At 42.9% G+C, this 20,309-nt stretch carries 14 protein-coding genes and 1 tRNA gene; 7 read left to right on the forward strand and 8 right to left on the reverse strand.

Going from position 1 to position 20,309, the window contains the following annotated elements; all coding sequences use genetic code 11:
- Positions 1 to 712 precede the first annotated feature (712 nt).
- The gene (gene pssA / locus IEY48_RS05245) at positions 713 to 1,561 is read right to left on the reverse strand and encodes a CDP-diacylglycerol--serine O-phosphatidyltransferase (RefSeq protein WP_229786333.1); all 849 of its coding nucleotides are present in this window, start codon (positions 1,559 to 1,561) and stop codon (positions 713 to 715) included.
- Positions 1,562 to 1,659: 98 nt separating this feature from the next.
- Between pssA and IEY48_RS05250 the strand changes: the two genes are divergently transcribed.
- Entirely contained in the window at positions 1,660 to 2,100 is a 441-nt protein-coding gene (locus IEY48_RS05250; RefSeq protein WP_188918005.1) for a DUF4124 domain-containing protein, read from the forward strand.
- A 60-nt stretch (positions 2,101 to 2,160) separates the two neighbouring features.
- Here IEY48_RS05250 and clpB read toward each other — a convergent pair whose 3' ends face one another.
- From clpB to rluD, 3 genes are all read right to left on the reverse strand, one after another.
- The gene (gene clpB / locus IEY48_RS05255; RefSeq protein WP_188918007.1) at positions 2,161 to 4,734 is read right to left on the reverse strand and encodes an ATP-dependent chaperone ClpB; all 2,574 of its coding nucleotides are present in this window, start codon (positions 4,732 to 4,734) and stop codon (positions 2,161 to 2,163) included.
- Positions 4,735 to 4,886: 152 nt separating this feature from the next.
- Positions 4,887 to 5,639 carry a peptidoglycan editing factor PgeF gene (gene pgeF / locus IEY48_RS05260; RefSeq protein ID WP_188918009.1) on the reverse strand — a complete coding sequence of 251 codons (753 nt, stop codon included), beginning with the start codon at positions 5,637 to 5,639 and terminating at the stop codon, positions 4,887 to 4,889.
- Entirely contained in the window at positions 5,639 to 6,613 is a 975-nt protein-coding gene (rluD, locus tag IEY48_RS05265) for a 23S rRNA pseudouridine(1911/1915/1917) synthase RluD (RefSeq protein WP_188918010.1), read from the reverse strand. The genes pgeF and rluD overlap by 1 nt, the downstream gene beginning before the upstream one ends.
- Positions 6,614 to 6,736: 123 nt before the next feature.
- On the opposite strand from rluD, the gene IEY48_RS05270 reads away from it, so the two are divergent.
- A complete protein-coding gene (locus tag IEY48_RS05270; RefSeq protein ID WP_188918013.1) occupies positions 6,737 to 7,498 on the forward strand; it encodes an outer membrane protein assembly factor BamD in 762 nt (253 codons plus the stop codon).
- Positions 7,499 to 7,727: 229 nt separating this feature from the next.
- A tRNA-Phe gene (locus tag IEY48_RS05275) sits at positions 7,728 to 7,803 on the forward strand.
- Positions 7,804 to 7,926: 123 nt separating this feature from the next.
- Here IEY48_RS05275 and recJ read toward each other — a convergent pair.
- From recJ to brnQ, 4 genes are all read right to left on the reverse strand, one after another.
- Positions 7,927 to 9,651, reverse strand: a complete 1,725-nt coding sequence (gene recJ / locus IEY48_RS05280; RefSeq protein ID WP_188918015.1) for a single-stranded-DNA-specific exonuclease RecJ — start codon at positions 9,649 to 9,651, stop codon at positions 7,927 to 7,929.
- A 183-nt stretch (positions 9,652 to 9,834) separates the two neighbouring features.
- The gene (gene dsbC / locus IEY48_RS05285; RefSeq protein WP_188918017.1) at positions 9,835 to 10,563 is read right to left on the reverse strand and encodes a bifunctional protein-disulfide isomerase/oxidoreductase DsbC; all 729 of its coding nucleotides are present in this window, start codon (positions 10,561 to 10,563) and stop codon (positions 9,835 to 9,837) included.
- 132 nt (positions 10,564 to 10,695) lie between these two features.
- The gene (gene xerD, locus IEY48_RS05290) at positions 10,696 to 11,601 is read right to left on the reverse strand and encodes a site-specific tyrosine recombinase XerD (protein WP_188918020.1); all 906 of its coding nucleotides are present in this window, start codon (positions 11,599 to 11,601) and stop codon (positions 10,696 to 10,698) included.
- 109 nt (positions 11,602 to 11,710) lie between these two features.
- Positions 11,711 to 13,036 (reverse strand): branched-chain amino acid transport system II carrier protein, encoded by a 1,326-nt coding sequence (brnQ, locus tag IEY48_RS05295; protein WP_188918022.1) that lies wholly within the window; start codon positions 13,034 to 13,036, stop codon positions 11,711 to 11,713.
- Positions 13,037 to 13,516: 480 nt separating this feature from the next.
- Between brnQ and IEY48_RS05300 the strand changes: the two genes are divergently transcribed.
- From IEY48_RS05300 to IEY48_RS05315, 4 genes are all read left to right on the forward strand, one after another.
- Positions 13,517 to 14,245, forward strand: a complete 729-nt coding sequence (locus IEY48_RS05300; RefSeq protein WP_188918024.1) for a tRNA1(Val) (adenine(37)-N6)-methyltransferase — start codon at positions 13,517 to 13,519, stop codon at positions 14,243 to 14,245.
- Positions 14,246 to 14,298: 53 nt separating this feature from the next.
- The gene (srmB, locus tag IEY48_RS05305) at positions 14,299 to 15,519 is read left to right on the forward strand and encodes an ATP-dependent RNA helicase SrmB (protein WP_188918026.1); all 1,221 of its coding nucleotides are present in this window, start codon (positions 14,299 to 14,301) and stop codon (positions 15,517 to 15,519) included.
- A gap of 441 nt (positions 15,520 to 15,960) precedes the next feature.
- Positions 15,961 to 17,154 (forward strand): efflux RND transporter periplasmic adaptor subunit, encoded by a 1,194-nt coding sequence (locus IEY48_RS05310; RefSeq protein ID WP_188918028.1) that lies wholly within the window; start codon positions 15,961 to 15,963, stop codon positions 17,152 to 17,154.
- Between the two features lie 2 nt (positions 17,155 to 17,156).
- A complete protein-coding gene (locus tag IEY48_RS05315; RefSeq protein WP_188918030.1) occupies positions 17,157 to 20,309 on the forward strand; it encodes an efflux RND transporter permease subunit in 3,153 nt (1,050 codons plus the stop codon).

Raw genomic sequence — 20,309 nt, forward strand, 5'->3', positions numbered from 1 at the left:
TTGGGAGGCGTATTTTACGCTTTCCCGTGTTGGCGTCAAGTGTTTTTTCAAACTTTCTTTTCGCCGTTGAATTGTGTGTTTTGAAGCACTTAATTCAACCTAACTCGGTGACCGCTTTCGCTGTCTGCCGTGTCAGTGGATGCGCATTATAGGCACCATGAGATTTAGTGCAACCCCTTTTTTAATAGTTTTATCTCAAAACAGCTCAAGCGAACACTATTCGAACAGAACACATTAAAAACGGTTAAAAACACAACATAAAAGCAACTTTTGGGAGCTTTTAGGATTAGGTTGACTGTCACTTTCGGTTTTTTGCGATTTCTTAATGCAATTAACAAGCTTTGATAAGTCAGTTAGCGCAGGTAATCGTGATATCGATAATTGATTCAATGAACATAACAACGACTGATTCAGTCGTTACTCTCGCTACTTACTCCCTCATAGTGAAATAAGCTATGTAGGTAATCGTTACTATTACCTTATAGGAGTAGTCGCGACTGTTTTTAAAAATCGATATCTACAGTAAGCGATATCTAATGCAATCTATCTCTAAACAGATGTTAACTTTTTTCAAACAGACTTTAACTATAGTACAAATACAGTCTCTGGGTGAGAAAAGTGGTGCTTTTAAAAAAAATAACGCCATCGAATTAATGGCGCGATTTATGAGTGATACAACTCAGTAGTTATCTGGTTGATTTGGGAAGCGATACTATTGTGGATTATCCTTTGTTGGCATGGCTTGGGTTTTATCTTCGCCATGAGGTTCTGCCATGTCTTGCTGAGGTTCTGTTTCATTAGGATCTACTGGCTCATCCCCAACAATATGCTCAACCTTTAACTTTTTAATGGTCTTGATAGTGATGAATGGACCTGACAATGCATATATATAGAAACCTAAACATAAAATGATGGCCGGTTCGACTGAAACAACAACAAATACGCCGACCAATAATAACATAACGATGAAATTGACCCTACCGCGCCAATCGACTTCTTTAAATGAGTGATATCTGAAATTACTTACCATTAACAGCCCGGTTAAGGCGGTGACAAAGGCTACGATATAGCTAATGTTTGTTGGATCAATTTCATATTTGCTACCACTCCAGATGCTTCCGGCAATTAATGCAGCTGCAGCTGGACTTGCAAGCCCTTGAAAAAATCGTTTATCAGCAACACCCACTTGGGTATTAAACCGCGCGAGGCGTAATGCGGCACAAGCACAATAGATGAAAGAAGCCAACCAACCTATTTTGCCTAAATCTTGTAGTGCCCAGTTATATACTAATATTGCAGGGGCCATCCCAAACGACACCATATCGGCCATGCTATCGTATTCTGCACCAAAGTCGCTTTGTGTATTCGTGAGTCTTGCGACTCTTCCATCTAATCCATCGCAAATCATCGCAATAAAAATTGCAATTGCAGCGGATTCAAAGTGACCATTCATAGATGAAATCACGGCATAGAACCCAGAAAAGAGTCCTGCTGTGGTAAATAAGTTAGGTAATAAGTAAATACCTTTATTTTTTACTGTTTGATTTGATGAATTTTGCATACACTTTAAACAATATTGTTTTAGATGTTGGATTTATACTCAAGATAGCATATTTTGGAACAATCAAGCATAGCGTCATTTTAGCCTTGGGAACTCACATGGGAATTTTTCGTTTAGTTACTAGTTTAATCCTTATTACCTTTAGCTGTTTTTTGTATGCTGAGCCCATTTATACCTGGGTTGATAAAGCGGGCGTTGTGCATTACAGCCAGCAGCCGCCTAAAGGTGTAGATGCTACATTAATTTATAGCGAAGATATGGAGCCCGCCAAAATAGGGACTCGTGCTCCGCAAAGAAAAACGTCACCCACTAAAGAGATGACAGATTTAGAAAAGTCAGCACAGATCATCAATGCACAAGACCAAAAACAAGCTGTAGAGATTTGTGAAAGTGCTAAGCACAGCCTTAATGTATTAACCACTCACAGCCAGTTAAACCAGCAGAATAAAGAAACCGGTGAAACCGTTGCAATGACAGAAGAGCAAAGACAAGCAGCGATTGCTGAAAACACTGAACGAGTAAAGTTATTTTGCAAATAACACAAACACTTAAACAAAAAAAGGGAGCTTTCGCTCCCTTTTTGATTTTACACAGTTAGCTTATTGCTCAAACGTTAACACCCCATCAACCACATCGACATTAATCATCTTACCTGGCAATAATTGTCCGCGAAGTAGTTTCTGCGCCAATGGATTTTCAACTTCCTGCTGTAAGGCACGTTTTAATGGACGCGCACCATAAACGGGGTCGAAACCGGCTTCGGCAATTAGCGATAAAGCCGCATCAGTTAACTGAATATCAAACTCTTTCTCAACCAAACGTTTACGCAGTAACTCAAGCTGAATACTCGCAATATGTTTAATGTTTTCCGCATCCAATGGATGGAACACGACAGATTCATCGACACGGTTTAAAAACTCTGGACGGAAGTTTTGCATCACCACCTCCATCACGCTTTCTTTCATTTCGTCATAACTGGCACGACCAAAGCTTTCCTGGATCCGGTCTGACCCTAAGTTAGATGTCATGATGATAACGGTGTTTTTAAAATCAACCGTACGTCCTTGGCCATCGGTTAATCGTCCATCATCTAGCACTTGCAGTAAAATGTTAAACACATCTGGATGCGCTTTTTCAACTTCATCAAGCAAGATAACCGAATAAGGTTTACGTCGAACTGCTTCTGTTAGATAACCACCTTCTTCATATCCGACATATCCGGGAGGTGCACCGACTAGGCGTGACACGGTATGTTTTTCCATAAATTCTGACATATCGATGCGCACCAGTGCCGATTCGGTATCAAATAAAAACTTAGCCAGTGATTTACATAACTCGGTTTTACCGACCCCGGTTGGCCCAAGGAACAAAAATGAACCAATAGGGCGCTGTGGATCAGCAAGACCTGCACGACTACGACGAATGGCATTGGATACAGCATCAACGGCTTCATGTTGACCAATTACGCGCTCGTGTAATGCATCTTCCATGTGCAAGAGTTTTTCGCGCTCACCTTCAAGCATTTTTGATACCGGGATACCGGTTGCTTTTGACAATACTTCTGCAATTTCGATATCGGTAACCTTATTACGTAATAAAGTCATATCTTGCATTTCAGCTTGTGAAGCTAAATCGAGCTGTTTTTCAAGCTCAGGGATCCGTCCATACTGTAACTCAGACATTCGGGTTAAATCACCAGCACGTCTTGCCACCTCTAGATCTAGGCGAGCTTGTTCAAGATCAGCTTTGATATGCTGGGTTCCTGCTAATGCGGCTTTTTCAGTATGCCAAATCTCATTAAGCTCAGCGGCGTGGCTTTCAACTTCTTTCAACTCTTGTTGTAAAAAGTCTAAACGTTTGCGGCTGGCGTCATCGGTTTCTTTACTGAGCGCTTGCTCTTCTAGCTTCAACTGAATCGCACGACGTTCTAGCTTATCTAACGCCTCGGGTTTTGAATCGATTTGCATACGAATACTCGATGCAGCTTCGTCAATTAAGTCGATAGCTTTATCGGGTAACTTTCTGTCTGAAATATAGCGATGTGACATAGTTGCAGCGGCAACAATGGCAGGGTCGGTAATTTCAACATGATGATGCAACTCATAGCGCTCTTTTAAACCACGTAAGATTGCAATGGTGTCTTCTACACTTGGCTCATCAACAATCACTTTTTGGAAACGGCGCTCAAGTGCTGCATCTTTTTCAATGTATTGGCGATACTCATCTAACGTTGTGGCGCCAACACAATGTAAGTCACCACGGGCTAGAGCAGGCTTTAACATATTACCGGCATCCATGGCACCTTCGCCTTTGCCAGCGCCAACCATAGTATGCAATTCATCAATAAAGAGAATTACCTGCCCTTCTTCTTGCGACAACTCGTTTAATACTGCTTTGAGACGTTCTTCAAACTCACCGCGATATTTTGCGCCCGCAATAAGCGAGCCCATGTCGAGTGATAACACCCGCTTGTTTTTAATGCCTTCTGGCACCTCACCATTAATGATCCGTTGAGCTAAACCTTCAACAATGGCCGTTTTACCTACCCCAGGTTCACCAATTAATACGGGGTTGTTTTTACTCCGGCGTTGCAAAACCTGAATAGTACGGCGAATTTCGTCGTCGCGGCCAATCACGGGGTCCAGTTTGCCCTGCTCTGCGCGTTCGGTTAAATCGACAGTAAACTTTTTCAATGCTTGGCGTTGGTCTTCTGCATTTGGATCATCAACTTTTTGACCTCCACGCATGTCCTCAATGGTTTTTTCCATGAGTTCTTTGCTAGCACCCGATTCTTTTAACGCTTTTGACAATGAATCGTTGTTTTCTAAGGCAGCAAGCACAAACAATTCTGACGAAATGTATTTGTCTTTACGTTTTTGTGCCAGCTTGTCGCATAAATTCAGTAGACGGATTAATCCCTGAGACAATTGAACGTCGCCACCGGTACCATCGACTTGCGGTAAACGCTCTAACTCTTGGGTCACTGCAGAGCGAAGCGCGCTAACACGAATGCCAGCTTGGGTTAACAATGGATGAATAGAGCCAGAATCTTGATTTAATAGCGCCATCATTAAGTGAGTGGGTTCGATAAATTGATGATCGCGCCCCAAGGCTAATGATTGGGCATCAGAAATAGCAATTTGAAACTTATTAGTCATACGATCGAGTCTCATATAACCTCCTAGGATCTGATACTTATGTAATGGGAAATTAATTCAGAAATGAATAATTTGTTAACTTAAAGATGGGGGCAATTAATGTGATTTCAAGCTTAAAACTTAATCTAGATCAATAAATCGTCTATTTTTTGAACTTGAACGAATTATTATGATTTTAGCCAGATAAGCGACGCCATGCGGCCAGTTTGTTGATCGCGACGATACGAAAAATAGTCAGGGTCAGTAAAAGTACACACATTAGCATTGAATACTTGTGACACGCCCATTTGCGCTAAACATAAAGAAGCAAGACCGGGTAAATCGGCAAGATATTTGTTGTGATGAGAAATAAAGTATTGCGCGGCTTGAGGGTGTTTTTGCATAAAAGCATCGCGTACCTCAGCGCCGACTTCAAAAGCCTGCGGCCCAATTGCTGGACCTAAATAAGCCATGAGCTCAGTGGTAGCTGAGCCAAATAATTCAACCGCTTGTTCAATCACGCCAGCACACAACCCGCGCCAGCCTGCATGTACCGCTGCCACTTCTGTACCTTGTTGATTACATAACAATACAGGTAAACAGTCTGCTGTCATGACTGCTAACACATCACCAGCTTTATTACTGTAACTTGCATCGGCTTTTATCGGTGAAAGGCTTGTAGAATCCCTCACCGAATCACTCAGTTTTAGGTGCGCCATATTCACCACATCAACACCGTGCACTTGATCAAGCCATAATGGCTCAGCAGGTAAAGATAGCCGTTGGCGTAAAGCGGCACGATTAGCCAAAACATGTTGCTGATTATCGCCAACATGCAACCCTAAATTTAAACTGTCAAATGGCGCTAAACTGCATCCGCCATGTCGATCAGTCATCGCTATTGCGACATTATCAGGTAAAGGCCAATCGTGCTGGAGCATTATAAATACTCAATAGGGTTTAATTGCGTATCTTCACGTAACGCTTTGGTCAGCTCAACCATGTCATCAGGAATTGGCGCATGCCAAGTCATGATTTCGCAGGTAAACGGATGCGCTAATTCTAAACGCACCGCGTGTAATGCTTGGCGGTTAAAGCCTTTCAATAACTCAAAAAATTCAGGGCTAGCATTTTTTGGGGGTCTTGGGCGACCGCCATACACTGGATCGCCAACCAAAACATGGCCAATGTGCGCCATATGCACACGAATTTGGTGAGTACGACCGGTTTCAAGGCGTAAACGTAAACGCGTATGAGCACGGAACTTTTCAGCGACTCGATAGTGAGTTACAGATGGACGACCACCATGAATCACCGCCATTTGTGTCCGTCTTGTGGCATGACGCTCAATCGGCTCATCAACGGTGCCACCAGCAGTCATAGTACCAAGCACAATGGCCTCATATTCACGAACGATATCGCGCGCTTGCAATGCTGCAACCAAATGAGTTTGTGCTTCTACGGTTTTAGCCACAACCATCAACCCAGTCGTGTCTTTATCTAAACGATGCACAATACCGGCTCGTGGCACATGTTCAATGTCAGGGCAATGATGCAATAGCGCATTCATCAAGGTGCCGTCGGCATTACCCGCACCAGGGTGAACAACTAAACCCGCTTGTTTATTTACAACAATAATATGTTCGTCTTCATAAATAATATTTAAGTCGATATCTTGTGCCTTAGCACGCACTTCTTCTTCAAGTGTTGCTGTAACTTCTATCAACTGAGACTCGAAAACCTTTTCCCGTGGCTTGTCGACTGTGATACCGTCAATAGTAACTGCACCAGATAGGATCCATTCCTTGATGCGTGTGCGCGAGTAGTCAGGGAACAAACCAGCTAATGCTTGGTCTAATCTCAGACCGGTTTGTGTTGCTGTTATCTCGCTTTTTAGATTAATCTCTTGTGTCATAGGAACCGTACCCCAGTTTAGGGGTCCAAAGTGAATGTGCTATCTGTTACAATCGGATGTTTTCTATTTTACCGTGAAATGGAAAAATTCTTAACAACAACTTAAAAAGAATTGAATTCAAGTATGTATAAATTTGCCCAAGGTGCCGCCCTAGTAATACTTTCACTGGCTTTAACAGCCTGTAGTAGCAGTCCAGAAGAAGATGAATTTACAAGAAATGCATCTCCTGATCAGCTCTATACTCAAGCAAGAACATCAATGGAATTAGGGAATTACTCTAAAGCCGTACGTTCACTTGAAGCATTGGATTCTCGTTATCCATTTGGCCCGCACAAGACTCAAGTTCAATTAGATTTGATTTATGCGTATTACAAAATGGACGACGCGGCCTCTGGAATTGCTAACATTGATCGCTTTTTACGCCTCAATCCAACACATCCAAATATTGATTACGTGCATTATATGCGCGGTTTAACCAATATGCAGGCAGATAATTATTTATTTCACGATTTAATGAATATCGATCGTACTGATCGCGATCCTAAAAATGCTCAAGATGCATTTAAAGATTTTGACCGCTTAATTAAATCATACCCAAATAGTAAATATGCTGCCGATGCGCAACACCGCATGCAGTTTTTGAAAAACCGTTTAGCGCAGTATTCTATTAAGGTAGCCGAGTATTATATCAAAATGAACGCCTGGAGTGCAGCAGCAATTCGTGCGCAAACGGTTATGGAAAAATTCCCAGGTACTCCTGCAACCGAACGCGCTCTAGAAATCATGTCTGAAGCATACGAAGAATTAGGCCAAGAAAAGTTACAAGAGCACATTAAAATGGTGATGCGAGCTAACTTCCCGAACAATGAAACACTCACTAACTAAGTGAGTTCGCATCATTGAATGAATAAAACGCTCTTCGGAGCGTTTTTTATATGTGGGCAGTTACACAACCATATTTTTTGAGTCGTTTAATCAACTTTTGGGCTTTAGTGCACAAAATGGATAAATTAACGCCGATACGGATAAAATACGTCCAAACGCATCGATTTTTACGATAAAAAGTAAAAACAAGTTGACTCAACAGGCCAAAACCCTTTAAATTGCGTCCGTCGCCCGAATAGCTCAGTCGGTAGAGCAGAGGATTGAAAATCCTCGTGTCCCTGGTTCGATTCCGGGTTCGGGCACCATATTTAGATTGGTGGCTAACGCGACTAATAACAGATTAACAAAAAGGCCTCGCATTGCGGGGCCTTTTTGTGTTCAGTATTGATGAAGCTCAGTACATCCTTGTACTAATGCGGTCTCCCCCATTACAGCGGCTCGATGTAATCCACCATAAGCTGCACAGTTTGATTACCACGAAACTCATTCACATCTAGCTTATACACAATCCTTGCTTGTTGAATCGTTGCATCAGGCCAAATCGTTAAATCTATATTAAACGCGATACCATCGAGCATTAACGTACCACAAGGGGTTTCTACGAGTAATTTAAGATGTTTCTCTCCAACAATACGTTGCTGGACAACCCTAAACACCCCGTCAAATAATGGCTCCTCAAACGACTGCCCCCAAGGCCCTGCATTGCGTAAAGTCAATGCGGTATCAAGACTGATTAACTCAGTAGGTAGCTCCCCATCTGAAAGCAACTCTCCGGTCAATTGCTCATACTCAAGAATATCCCGCACGGCGTTATCATAAGCTTGTTTAAACGGCTCAAATGTATCTGCTTTAAGCGATAATCCGGCCGCCATAGCATGGCCACCAAATTTAGTGATCATGCCAGGGTGTAGGCTATTAATACGCTCAAGCAAGTCACGCATATGCAAGCCTTTAATTGAACGTGCAGAGCCTTTAATTTCGCCCTCTCCCGCATCGGCAAACGCAATCACTGGACGGTGATAACGGTCTTTAATCCGTGAGGCCAAAATACCAATTACACCTTGATGCCAATCTTCTTGAAAAATGGCAATGCCCCAGGGTAAATCATCTTCATTGAGCGACACTTGCTGCAAACTCTTAAGCGCCTCTTGTTGCATGCCGGTTTCAAGTTCACGACGTTCCTGATTTAAGCCATCGAGCTCGGCTGCCATTCTTCTTGCTCGCATCATGTCATCACACAAAAGGGTTTCGACACCTAGGGCCATTTCATCTAAGCGCCCTGCGGCATTTAAACGGGGACCAACAGCAAAACCAAAGTCAGCAGCCACCATTTTTTCAGGGCTGCGTTTGGCCACCTCGAGTAAAGCGGTAATACCGACTCGGCAACGGCCGCTTCTCACTCGCTGTAAACCCGCATTGACCAAGATACGATTATTGGCATCTAGCGACACCACGTCAGCCACGGTGCCCAGCGCAACAATATCTAATAGCGTGCCTAAATTGGGCTCTGCAATATGATATTGTTGATACCAATTGCGTTGCCGTAACTCTGCCCGTAATGCCGACATTAAGTAAAAAGCCACGCCAACGCCTGCAATCGATTTACTGGCAAACTCACATCCAGGTTGATTTGGATTCACAATCACATCGGCATTGGGCAAAGAGTGCCCTGGTAAATGATGGTCAGTGACCACAACTTGCATGCCTAATAACTTGGCAGCCGCGACCCCTTCAATTGATGAAATACCATTATCGACAGTGATCAATACATCTGCAGATTTAGAATAGGCAACCGCAACAATCTCAGGACTGAGGCCATAGCCATAGTCAAAGCGATTAGGGATTAAGTAATCCACCTTGTGTGCGCCCATCATCTTTAATGCCAACATACACACGCTGGTTGATGTCGCGCCATCGGCATCAAAGTCGCCAACGATTAATATCGACTTTTCAGCAGCCATTGCATCAGCGATTAACACTGCAGCTTCAGATAGGCCTTTCATGGTTTCGGGGCGAAGTAATTTGGTTAACACTAACTCGCAGTCTGTCTCGGTGACACCACGACGAGCGTAAAGCTGCTTTAAAAATGGTGGTAATGATGTCGGTAAGTGTGAATCATCGACTTGCGGACGACGGACTATTTTGTGTGACAAGAGACAACCTTATTCGAACAATGAGTAAACCTTTCAACTCAGGTATTAAATGATAATCAAATGACGGCTTAGTGTGTTTGACTCACTTGTAACGTGAATTGAGATGAAATAATACCTAACAAAAAGGTGAGCCTGAGCTCACCTTAGATATTACGCAATAACGACTTACTTGACGACAATCAATTATAGGTTTGACTCAATCGTACGCAGTAAATCAGCAGGCGGTTGATAACCTGGTACCATAACGCCGTTTTCTAACACGATTGCAGGTGTTCCGTTTACGCCAAATGCTTGGCCTAACTGAAACTGTTTCGCAATATCTATATCACAACTTGCCGATTTAACATTGCCACCCGTTTTGGCTTCTGTCATCGCTTTTAACGGATCTTTAGCACACCATACCGCTTGCATTTCATCGGCATTAGCAGAAGGTATACCGGCACGTGGATAAGCTAAATAGCGAATAGTAATGCCTAAATCGTTATAACCCTGCATTTGGTTATGCAACTTACGACAAAATCCACAATCAACATCTGTAAAAATGGTCACAACGTGCTTTTCGTTTTTGGCTTTATAAACCAACATATCTTGCTCAAATGGTTTAAGCATTTCTAAACGAGGAGCAGCCAACGCAAGCTCAGTAAGATTCTTCATACCCTGGTCTAAGTCATATAAATTACCATGAAATAATTTACTGCCATCTTGAGTGACATATAACACCCCACGATCAGTAAACACTTGGTACAAACCGTCAACAGGGGAAGGTTGAATCTGCGCAACATTAACGCCTAAAGTTTCTGTAAGCTTTTGTTTTAAAGCTGATTCATTTGACACATCCGTTGCAGTAGCTGCAGACACAATTGGCGCAATAACAAGACTAACAACAAGAGTAATTGCTTTAGTTAACTTCATGATAATTCCTAATTTACACGGGTTCAAAATGTATAGACCCGACTTCGTAAGCAAAACTTACAGATTTAATTAAATGAACGCAACAAATACTCAAACTCTTAAATGTAAGGATTTGAAACCTCACAAACACAACTAACCTCGAGGATGATGCTGGCTATGCAATTGTTGCAAGCGCACTTTTGCTACATGGGTATAGATTTGAGTTGTCGATAAGTCACTGTGGCCGAGTAATAATTGTACCACACGCAAATCCGCCCCATGATTGAGTAGATGAGTCGCAAAAGCATGGCGTAAAGTATGTGGAGACAAATGACACTGGATCCCTGCTCTTGCCGCATACAACTTAATCCGATGCCAAAACGTTTGCCGTGTCATCATTTGTCCGCGTCTTGATGGAAACACCACATCAGATTGTTTCATATTTAATAATTCGCCACGAGCAAAGCGCATGTATTGCTCAACCTCGGCCACCGCTAACTCGCCTAAAGGCACTAAACGCTCTTTACCGCCTTTACCTACCACCCTCACAAGCCCCTGGCGCAAGCTTATTTGTTCCATGGTTAAACTCACCAACTCAGTGACCCGCAGCCCAGTGGCATATAACAGTTCCAACATGGCTTTATCACGACATTCAATCGGATCGTCCTGATTGGGTTCAGCCAGTAAACTATCGATTTGTGCTTCAGACAATGAGTCGGGGAGTTGACGTGCTAGCTTTGGCGATTTAATTAAGGCGGTAGGATCTTCGCTAATCAATTGCTTTACCAACAAGTAGCCATAAAAGCGTCGTAAACTACTTAATAACCGGGCGGTACTGCTTTTAGCAAACTGCTGCTCAAAACGGGCATTCAAATAATTACGCAGCAAGCCTTGATCGACACGCAATAAATCACAGCCTTGCGATAACACATAACGCTCTACATGCTGCAAGTCAGTGCGATATGAAGCCAAGGTATTGTCACTTAACCCTTTTGTCGACCATAAATCATCCAAAAACTGGTTAATTAATGGGTTGGGCTGATATGCAGGTTTGACCAAAATAACATCTCTAATGGGATAAAAAAAACGACGTTAGATAAAATATCATAACGTCGTCTTATTGTTTGCCTTTATTCATTGATTAAGGTGAATGTTTACCCCTAAACCATTACGCGGCTGCAACACGGTTATTGGGTAGAAACAAGCACACAATTGCGGTCAGTGCTGTCGGCAACAACCACGCCATACCTTCTTTATGCAATGGCATGAAATCAAGGAAGCTCATGTCCATGCCCGCAGTTTGTAAACCGTCGAAAATACCAAAAAATAACGCCACGCTTAAAATCACTCGGTGTGAAAAGGCTGGTCGAGCAAAACGTTCGGTTAAGAATGTCACTAATACCAGGGCAATCGCCACTGGGTAAATTGTCATCAACACCGGAATACTAATACTGATTAATTGCGACAAGCCTACGTTAGCAACCGTGGCACAAATTATACTTAACAACACAACCAATAATTTATACGACAAACTTGGCATTAGCTCATTGAAAAACTCAGCACATGCCGTCACTAAACCAATCGCTGTCGTTAAACACGCTAGTGTTACCACGGTAGACAACATTAACATACCAATGCTGCCAAAATGATGGGTGACATAGTTTGTTAGAATTTGGCCGCCATTTTCAGCACCAATGGCAAAATCACCCGCCGATGCGCCAAGATAAAATAACGACACATAAACAAACGCTAATCCGCCTGCGGCGATAAAGGCAGCTCGCACCAAATACTTAGTTTGATCGGCTGTATCGTTAACGCCTTTTTTACGCAGCAAATCAATAATCAACATACCAAACATCAACGATGCTAGGGTATCCATGGTGTTGTAACCTTCAATAATCCCTTTGGTTAATGGGCTATTGATGTATTCACCAACCGGTTGATTAACTTCAAATCCCGGTAAAATAATCACTGAACTGGCTAAACTGACTAATAACAGAATCAAAATGGGTGTTAGCACCTTACCCACGTTATCCAGTAACTTACCTGGGTATAAAGACAAAAACATCACAATAGAGAAAAACACTAAGGTGTAGATCAGCTGTGCGATATTGAATTCTTTACCCGCTAACATCATCACAGTATCTGGGTTGCTAATAAAGGGTCTTGCGCCAATTTCAAATGCGACTAACCCAGTACGCGGTGCAGCAAATGCAGGGCCAATAATAATGTAAATAGCAATCGCCAATGCCGTAGCAGCAAACGCAGGTAATAGCGCCATGACCTTGCCATTCGCTTTAGCAACAGCAATTAACCCAATCAATGGCATACCCACCGCGGTAATCAAAAAGCCGAGCATCGCAAAAGACATATTTTCGCCAGCCAACATGCCAGCAAAAGGTGGGAAAATTAAGTTCCCTGCACCTAAAAAGAACGCGAAAGTCATAAAGCCTAACCCTAGCGTATCTGTCAAACTCATCTTGGTTGTTTGCACTACTTGCCTCTTTTTATTGTTATGTTTTTTAACAAACCTAATTGATTACGCCAAAATTAGCTACTGCTGAACTGAACGCACCCACTTTTTGTAAAGTTAAAAATACACTTTTAAATATTAAATTCTGCAGTGAAATGCGATTAAATGTACATCTAATCCTGTTTTTATCAGCTAAATCTTTATCAAAATAGCTGCAGTTAGACTTTTTACTCCATTTCACTGAACTAAAACGGCCAAACTAATACCAAACATCATTAATTGACACAAGCTTTGCTCAGCAAAATAACTAAAATAACGTTTTTGTCATGCGTTTCTGTCAATACTTGTGTACATACTCGCCAAGTTATCTTTTTTAGTTTAATTTTTGATAACAAAAACTCAACGATTTATCCCTGCACCAATTAACTCACGACATGCTCACTTAAAGCGATTATCATCTGCCGTAACTTTTATATTGACCCAATAACCACAAGCTTAATTATGCCTTTTACGTTTAAACAATTTCATATCGACGATGAACAATGTGGCATGGCTGTCAGTACCGATGCCGTAATTCTCGGTGCATGGGCACAACTCACCCAATCAAGTCATATTCTTGATATTGGCGCAGGAAGCGGATTATTGAGTTTAATGGCTGCACAACGCAGCCTAGAACACACAAACATTACCGCGGTTGAATTAGACTCCGCAGCAGCCAGTGCTTGTAAGCATAATATCAAGCAAAGCCCTTGGCCCAATAAAGTGCAATTATTTCATGGTGCCATTCAGGATTTTCAAAAACAATTTGATAAAAACATCACGCCTTTATTCGACCATATCATTTGTAATCCCCCGTTCTTTGAACAAGGTACTCAAGCCAAAAATAGCGCCCGCGCAGATGCAAGGCACACCAACACCTTGTCATTTGCCGAATTACAACACGCTATCAGCCAATTACTTGCGCCTCATGGTCATGCCAGTATTATTTTGCCGCAACAAAGTCTAGCCAGCTTTATTCAACAGCTTAAAGGGCAAACACTCTTTGTTGCCAAGCACCTTGAAATCATTAGCGCTGAAGGAAAATCACCTAACCGCTCGATACTGGTACTCAAACATGCCACAGACACTGCTGAACAAACTCAGTACCTTCAAATGGCAATTCGTAACAAACAAGGGGGATACAGCGAAACGATGATAGATTTATGCCGCCCTTTCTACTTAAAGCTTTAGCCTGCTCATTAGGTCAGCTATAATACTCAACTATTTTTCAGCGAGACCAGCGCATGCAATTTGAAGATTTCCAGCTCGACCCTAGCTTATTAGAGTCACTCAAGGCCATGGGACACAACACCCCTACCACTATTCAGCAACAAACCATTCCATTGGCCATGGATCAGCGGGATATTTTAGCGCGTGCGCCAACCGGCACCGGTAAAACAGCCAGTTTTTTACTGCCTGCTTTACAGCATCTTATCGACTTTCCTCGCCGCTTTGAGGGTCAAGCACGTATTTTGGTATTAACGCCAACACGCGAACTTGCTAGCCAAATTCATCGCTATGCTTGTCACTTAGCTACCGACCTTGATCTTAATATCGCCATCATTACTGGCGGTGTGCCTTACGGCCCGCAAGAAGAAGCCCTAGAAGATAACATTGACTTATTAATCGCTACACCAGGTCGATTAATGGAATACCTGGATAAAGATAAGTTTGATGCGACTGAAGTTGAAATTTTAATCATTGATGAAGCAGACCGCATGCTCGATATGGGCTTTTCATCTGTGGTGCAAACCATTGCGATTGAAGCTCAAGGGCGTAAGCAAAACATGTTGTTTTCGGCAACACTTGAAGGCAACGGGGTTAACCGTTTTGCGCGCGAGTTGTTAAACGATCCTGTCGTGGTCGATGTAGAATCACCTCGCAGCGAAAAAGCCAAAGTGCATCAGTGGCTCCACCTTGCTGATGACAACGCTCATAAGTTTGCTTTGCTGTGCCATATTTTGCGCCAAGAAAACGTTAAACGTGCCATTGTGTTTGTAAAAACCCGTGACATTGTTGCCAGTCTTGAAGGGCTATTACTAAAAGCCGAGATTCCCTGTGCTTTTATGCGCGGTGATATGGAGCAGAAAAAACGTTTCCAGGCGTTAGGTAAGTTCTCAAAAGGCGAAGTAAACGTATTGCTAGCAACCGACGTTGCTGCTCGTGGTATCGACATTGACGACATTACTCATGTGATTAACTATGATATGCCACGCTCTGCTGATGCTTACGTGCACCGTATTGGTCGTACCGCACGCGCAGGCGCAAAAGGAACCGCTATTTCGCTAGTTGAAGCACACGACATGCGTATTGTGTCTAAAATTGAGCGTTATATCGAGCTGCCACTGAAACGTCGTGTGATTGAAGAACTTCGTCCTAAGCATAAAGAAGCAAAAGTGCCTGGCAAGAAAAAAGCCAACGCAAAAGATGCCAAAGTGAAGTCGAAAAAGTACAAGAAAAAGTAATTTTTCACACTAGGGCCTGTATATGGTCTCCAATAAAAAAAAGCGAATTATTTAATAATTCGCTTTTTTTTATTGCCTAAGTAAGTTAAATCACAATTAACTAGATGCAATACGGCAAATAGTGTCAAGAAATGTCAATTTGCGCACAAAAAACACCCACCAACAAAACAAAGCCTAAGGCATTGATTTAAAATCACTAATAACAATATGACAAGATGGTTTTTCATTTATTAGTGCCATTAACCAGGGTTTATCCAGATTCAATCGTAAAATAGGCAGCAAACTCAAAATTAGAAACATTTTATTTACATAAAACTATTTAGCTAAGCCCAAGACTCTGTTAATTTATGAACTATGAGTAATAAAATGAATCTGAATGAACAGCTTAGCCAACGTAGTTAACTGTCGTTAGTCTTATTTAAGCATGGATACGCAATAAAAATGATAAAAAAAATTCTAAGAAGACTGTCACCACTCTTTATTATCGCAGTGTTTGCTGCCGCAGCCTGGTTATTAATTAATACCCAAGAAGCCCCAGAGCAAAAAGATGAGCCCATCAACATTCCTATTGTCGATGTACAAACCGTGACGCCACAAACCTTGTCACTGAACTTACCGTCATATGGTGTGGTAAATCCCAAATACAAAACGCAATTAGTCACCGAAGTTCAAGGGCGCATGCTAAGTATTTCAGCAAACTTTGTTGCCGGTGGCGTGGTCAAAAAAGGCGAGCAATTGGCCATCATCGAACCCTCCGACTACGAAGCCGATTTAATCCAGGCTGAAGCGACACTCGCACAAGCAACCGCTGCTCTCAACGAAGAAAAAGCCCGCGGTGAAGTCGCAAAAGTAGAATTTAAAGATTTTACCCAAGGCTTACCACCAGAACTTGGGTTACGCATTCCGCAATTGAAAAAAGAGCAAGCAAACGTCAAGTATGCCCAAGCAGCATTAGCACGAGCCCAACGTAATTTAGAGCGTACGGTTATCCGTGCACCTTTTGACGGCATCATTAAAGCGCGCAATGTCGATTTAGGCCAATATGTCACACTGGGCACTAACCTAGGCGAACTTTACGATACCAGTATTGCTGAAATTAGATTACCACTCACCAACGAAGAACTCGCCTACCTTGAGTCAGTTGAAAACCCAGACACCAGCGTCACACTCACAGCTCAACTTGCCGGTAAACCAGTCACCTGGCAAGGCACTATAGTGCGCAGCGAAAACGTGATTGATGAACAAACCCGCATGGTGTATTTGGTGGCCGAAATTCGCGACCCTTATCTTCGTAACACCAAAACTTCTGGCCAATTACCGCTTAAATACGGCAGCTTTGTTAACGCTGTGATCACTGGTCGCACCGTTAATGATGTTGTCACATTGCCTCGCCATGTTGTCCGTAATGGCCAGGTGGCAGTGGTAAATCAAGACAACATTATCGAAATGCGTCAGGTCAATATTATCCGCTCCGACGTTGATACGCTTTACATCAAAGGCAGTTTTAAAGCCAATGAGCGCGTATCAACCACCAGTGTCAACAGCTTAAGCTCAGGGCAAACAGTGAAAATATTGGGTGAAGAATCCAGCAGCACTGACACCCCCCCTGAAGCCGCTACGACAGCAGGTGAATAATCATGGATACCAATAAAGGAATTATTGCCTGGTTTGCCCGCAACAGTGTCGCGGCAAACTTACTCATGGCCGCACTGCTTATCGGCGGCTTATTTAGTACGTTTATCATTAATAAAGAAGTGTTTCCGACTTTTGAATTAAACCTAATCAATATCAATGTGGCCTATCCAGGTGCAGCGCCACAAGAAATTGAAGAAGGGATTAACATCAAAATAGAAGAAGCCATTCAAGACATCAACGGCATTGACAAAGTCACCTCTGTTGCCAGTGACAGCGTTGGCTCAGTGACCATTGAAGTTGAAGATGGTTACGATGTTCAGCAAGTTCTCGACGAAGCAAAACTGCGGGTCGATGCGATTGCCACCTTCCCGGACAACATCGAGAAACCCAATATTTACCAAATAAAACCAGAAAATAGTGTGATTTGGGTGTCTGTCTATGGAGACATGAATCTACATGACATGAAAGAAATGGCTAAAGCCATTCGTGATGATATTACCGATCTGCCTGCGGTCACACGTGCAACAGTCAATGGTGTGCGCGATTACGAAATTGGCATTGAATTGTCTGAAGATAAGCTGCGAGAATATGGCATCACCTTTACCCAAGTTGCGCTAGCCGTACAAAACTCATCTATCGACTTACCCGGTGGGTCGATCCGCGCCAAAGATGGCGATATTTTATTGCGCACCAAAGGCCAGGCCTACAATGCCGATGACTTTGCCAAAATAGTGGTCACTACTCGGGCTGATGGTAGCCGTATTATGCTGCCACAAGTTGCGACCATTAATGATGATTTTGAAGAACGTTTAGAGTACACCCGTTTTAATGGCAAGCCGGCAGCGGTGATAGAAATAGCCAGTATAGATGATCAAAATGCTTTAGATATCGCCTCTCAAGTTAAAGACTATGTCGCCGAGCGCAAACTCACCCTACCGAGTAATGTTGAACTGGATACCTGGGGCGACTTAACCCACTACCTGCAAGGCCGTTTAAACATGATGTTGTCGAACATGTTTTATGGCGCACTGCTGGTATTTATTATTTTGGCCTTGTTTTTAGACCTTAAACTGGCGTTTTGGGTCATGCTGGGGCTACCGGTATGCTTTTTAGGCACCATGCTATTAATGCCTATTGAGCCTTTCAATATGTCTATCAACATGTTGACCTTATTCGCCTTTATCCTGGTACTGGGGATAGTGGTCGACGATGCCATTGTCATCGGCGAAAGTGCCTACACTGAGCTGGAAGAAAATGGCCACTCATTAAACAATGTGATTAAAGGGGTGCAAAATGTGGCAATGCCGGCCACTTTTGGGGTATTAACCACCATTGCCGCCTTTATCCCAATGATTATGGTATCGGGCCCCATGGGGGTTATCTGGAAATCCATCGGCATGGTGGTGATTTTATGTTTAGCATTTTCGCTCGTGGAATCAAAACTGATTTTACCCGCGCATTTAGCCCACATGAAAATCAAAAAACGGACTGCCCCGACTCATCTATTTTCGAGAATAAAATTCGGATTAAACGAATGGTTACAGCATTTTATCCACAACAGGTACCGTTACTTTTTAGAACGCTGCATTAAAGTACGTTACAGTGTGGTTGCTGTGTTTATTGGGGTATTAATTTTATCACTGGCATTAGTGCAAAGTGGCAAAGTGCGCTGGGTATTTTTCCCTGATATTCCATCAGACTTTATTCAAGTTCAACTTGAAATGGAAGAAGGCAGCTCAGAAGAGAACACCTTAAAAGTGCTACAACAAGTTGAAGATGCGTTATACAAAATGAACGCCAAACTTGAAGAGCAATACGGTTATCCAATGGTGAAACACAGCTACATTGAGCTCAGCTCACGCAGCAGCGCCTTTGTATTTACCGAGCTAACAAAAGGTGAAGACCGCGAAGTCGACGGCGTTGCCATTGCAGAAGAGTGGCGTAAGCAACTGCCTGAACTGTTATCGGTTAAAAAATTAAATATCAATGCCAGCACTAACGATGCCGGCGGAGATTTATCGTTCCGCTTAACCTCTAGTGACTTAGCCCAGCTGTCTGAGGCATCCAAGGCGCTTAAATCAAAATTAGCGACTTACGAAGGTGTGTTTGATATTACCGATAACTTCTCATCGGGCTCACATGAGATACGGTTAAACATCCGCCCAGAAGCTGAAGCACAAGGGCTGACATTGTCAGACTTAGCACGCCAGGTACGCTACGGCTTTTATGGTTATGAAGCTCAACGGATCTTGCGTAATAAAGAAGAAGTTAAGGTGATGGTGCGCTACCCGCTTGATCAGCGCCGCACTGTGGGCGACCTTGAAAACATGTTAATCCGCACACCAGCTGGTGTCGCAGTTCCGTTTTCAACCGTGGCAGAAATCGAGCTAGGTGAGTCTTACGCCTCGATTACTCGTGTTGATGGCCGCAGAGCGATTACCATTAGCGCCAATGTAAATAAAAACAATGTTGAACCGTCAAAAGTGGTGGCAGAAATTCAACAAGACTTTTTACCCGAATTAACCGCGCAGTACCCTAAAGTAGCCTCTGCTTTAGATGGCGGCAGCTTAGACGAGCAAAATGCAATGCTAGGCTTGGCGCAAGGCTTTTTCTTTGCCATGTTCACCATCTACGCTTTAATGGCCATTCCGCTTAAGTCGTACACCCAGCCATTAATCATTATGTCGGTGATACCATTTGGCATGATTGGCGCCTTATTTGGTCATTTCATGCTGGGCTTATCAATGAGTATCTTGAGTTTATGCGGCATTGTGGCGTTAGCAGGAGTCGTGGTAAACGACTCTCTGATTTTAGTCGACTTTGTTAACCGCGCCCGCGAGCAAGGCAAGTCGTTAATGCAATCGGCCATTGACTCGGGCTGTTACCGATTTAGAGCCATTATCTTAACCTCGTTAACCACCTTTGTTGGCTTAGTACCGATTATTATGGAGCGCAGTTTACAGGCTAAAATTGTTATTCCAATGGCAACATCACTCGCGTTTGGTATTTTATTCTCAACCGTGGTCACCCTTATTTTAGTGCCGATTTTGTACATTATTTTAGATGATATAAAACGTGCATTAAGACGATTCTTTATCTGGTGGTGGCAACCTAAAACGGCTGCAGAGCCATTGGATTCAGCAGAACATCATTAA

This window comes from Shewanella saliphila, assembly GCF_014648295.1.
GTDB lineage: Bacteria > Pseudomonadota > Gammaproteobacteria > Enterobacterales > Shewanellaceae > Shewanella > Shewanella saliphila.

Excerpts from the sequence above, each read along its gene's own strand:
- pssA (WP_229786333.1), bottom strand. The coding sequence starts at position 1,561 with ATGCAAAATTCATCAAATCAAACAGTAAAAAATAAAGGTATTTACTTA.
- IEY48_RS05250 (WP_188918005.1), top strand. The coding sequence starts at position 1,660 with ATGGGAATTTTTCGTTTAGTTACTAGTTTAATCCTTATTACCTTTAGC.
- clpB (WP_188918007.1), bottom strand. The coding sequence starts at position 4,734 with ATGAGACTCGATCGTATGACTAATAAGTTTCAAATTGCTATTTCTGAT.
- pgeF (WP_188918009.1), bottom strand. The coding sequence starts at position 5,639 with ATGCTCCAGCACGATTGGCCTTTACCTGATAATGTCGCAATAGCGATG.
- rluD (WP_188918010.1), bottom strand. The coding sequence starts at position 6,613 with ATGACACAAGAGATTAATCTAAAAAGCGAGATAACAGCAACACAAACC.
- IEY48_RS05270 (WP_188918013.1), top strand. The coding sequence starts at position 6,737 with ATGTATAAATTTGCCCAAGGTGCCGCCCTAGTAATACTTTCACTGGCT.
- dsbC (WP_188918017.1), bottom strand. The coding sequence starts at position 10,563 with ATGAAGTTAACTAAAGCAATTACTCTTGTTGTTAGTCTTGTTATTGCG.
- IEY48_RS05300 (WP_188918024.1), top strand. The coding sequence starts at position 13,517 with ATGCCTTTTACGTTTAAACAATTTCATATCGACGATGAACAATGTGGC.
- srmB (WP_188918026.1), top strand. The coding sequence starts at position 14,299 with ATGCAATTTGAAGATTTCCAGCTCGACCCTAGCTTATTAGAGTCACTC.
- IEY48_RS05310 (WP_188918028.1), top strand. The coding sequence starts at position 15,961 with ATGATAAAAAAAATTCTAAGAAGACTGTCACCACTCTTTATTATCGCA.
- IEY48_RS05315 (WP_188918030.1), top strand. The coding sequence starts at position 17,157 with ATGGATACCAATAAAGGAATTATTGCCTGGTTTGCCCGCAACAGTGTC.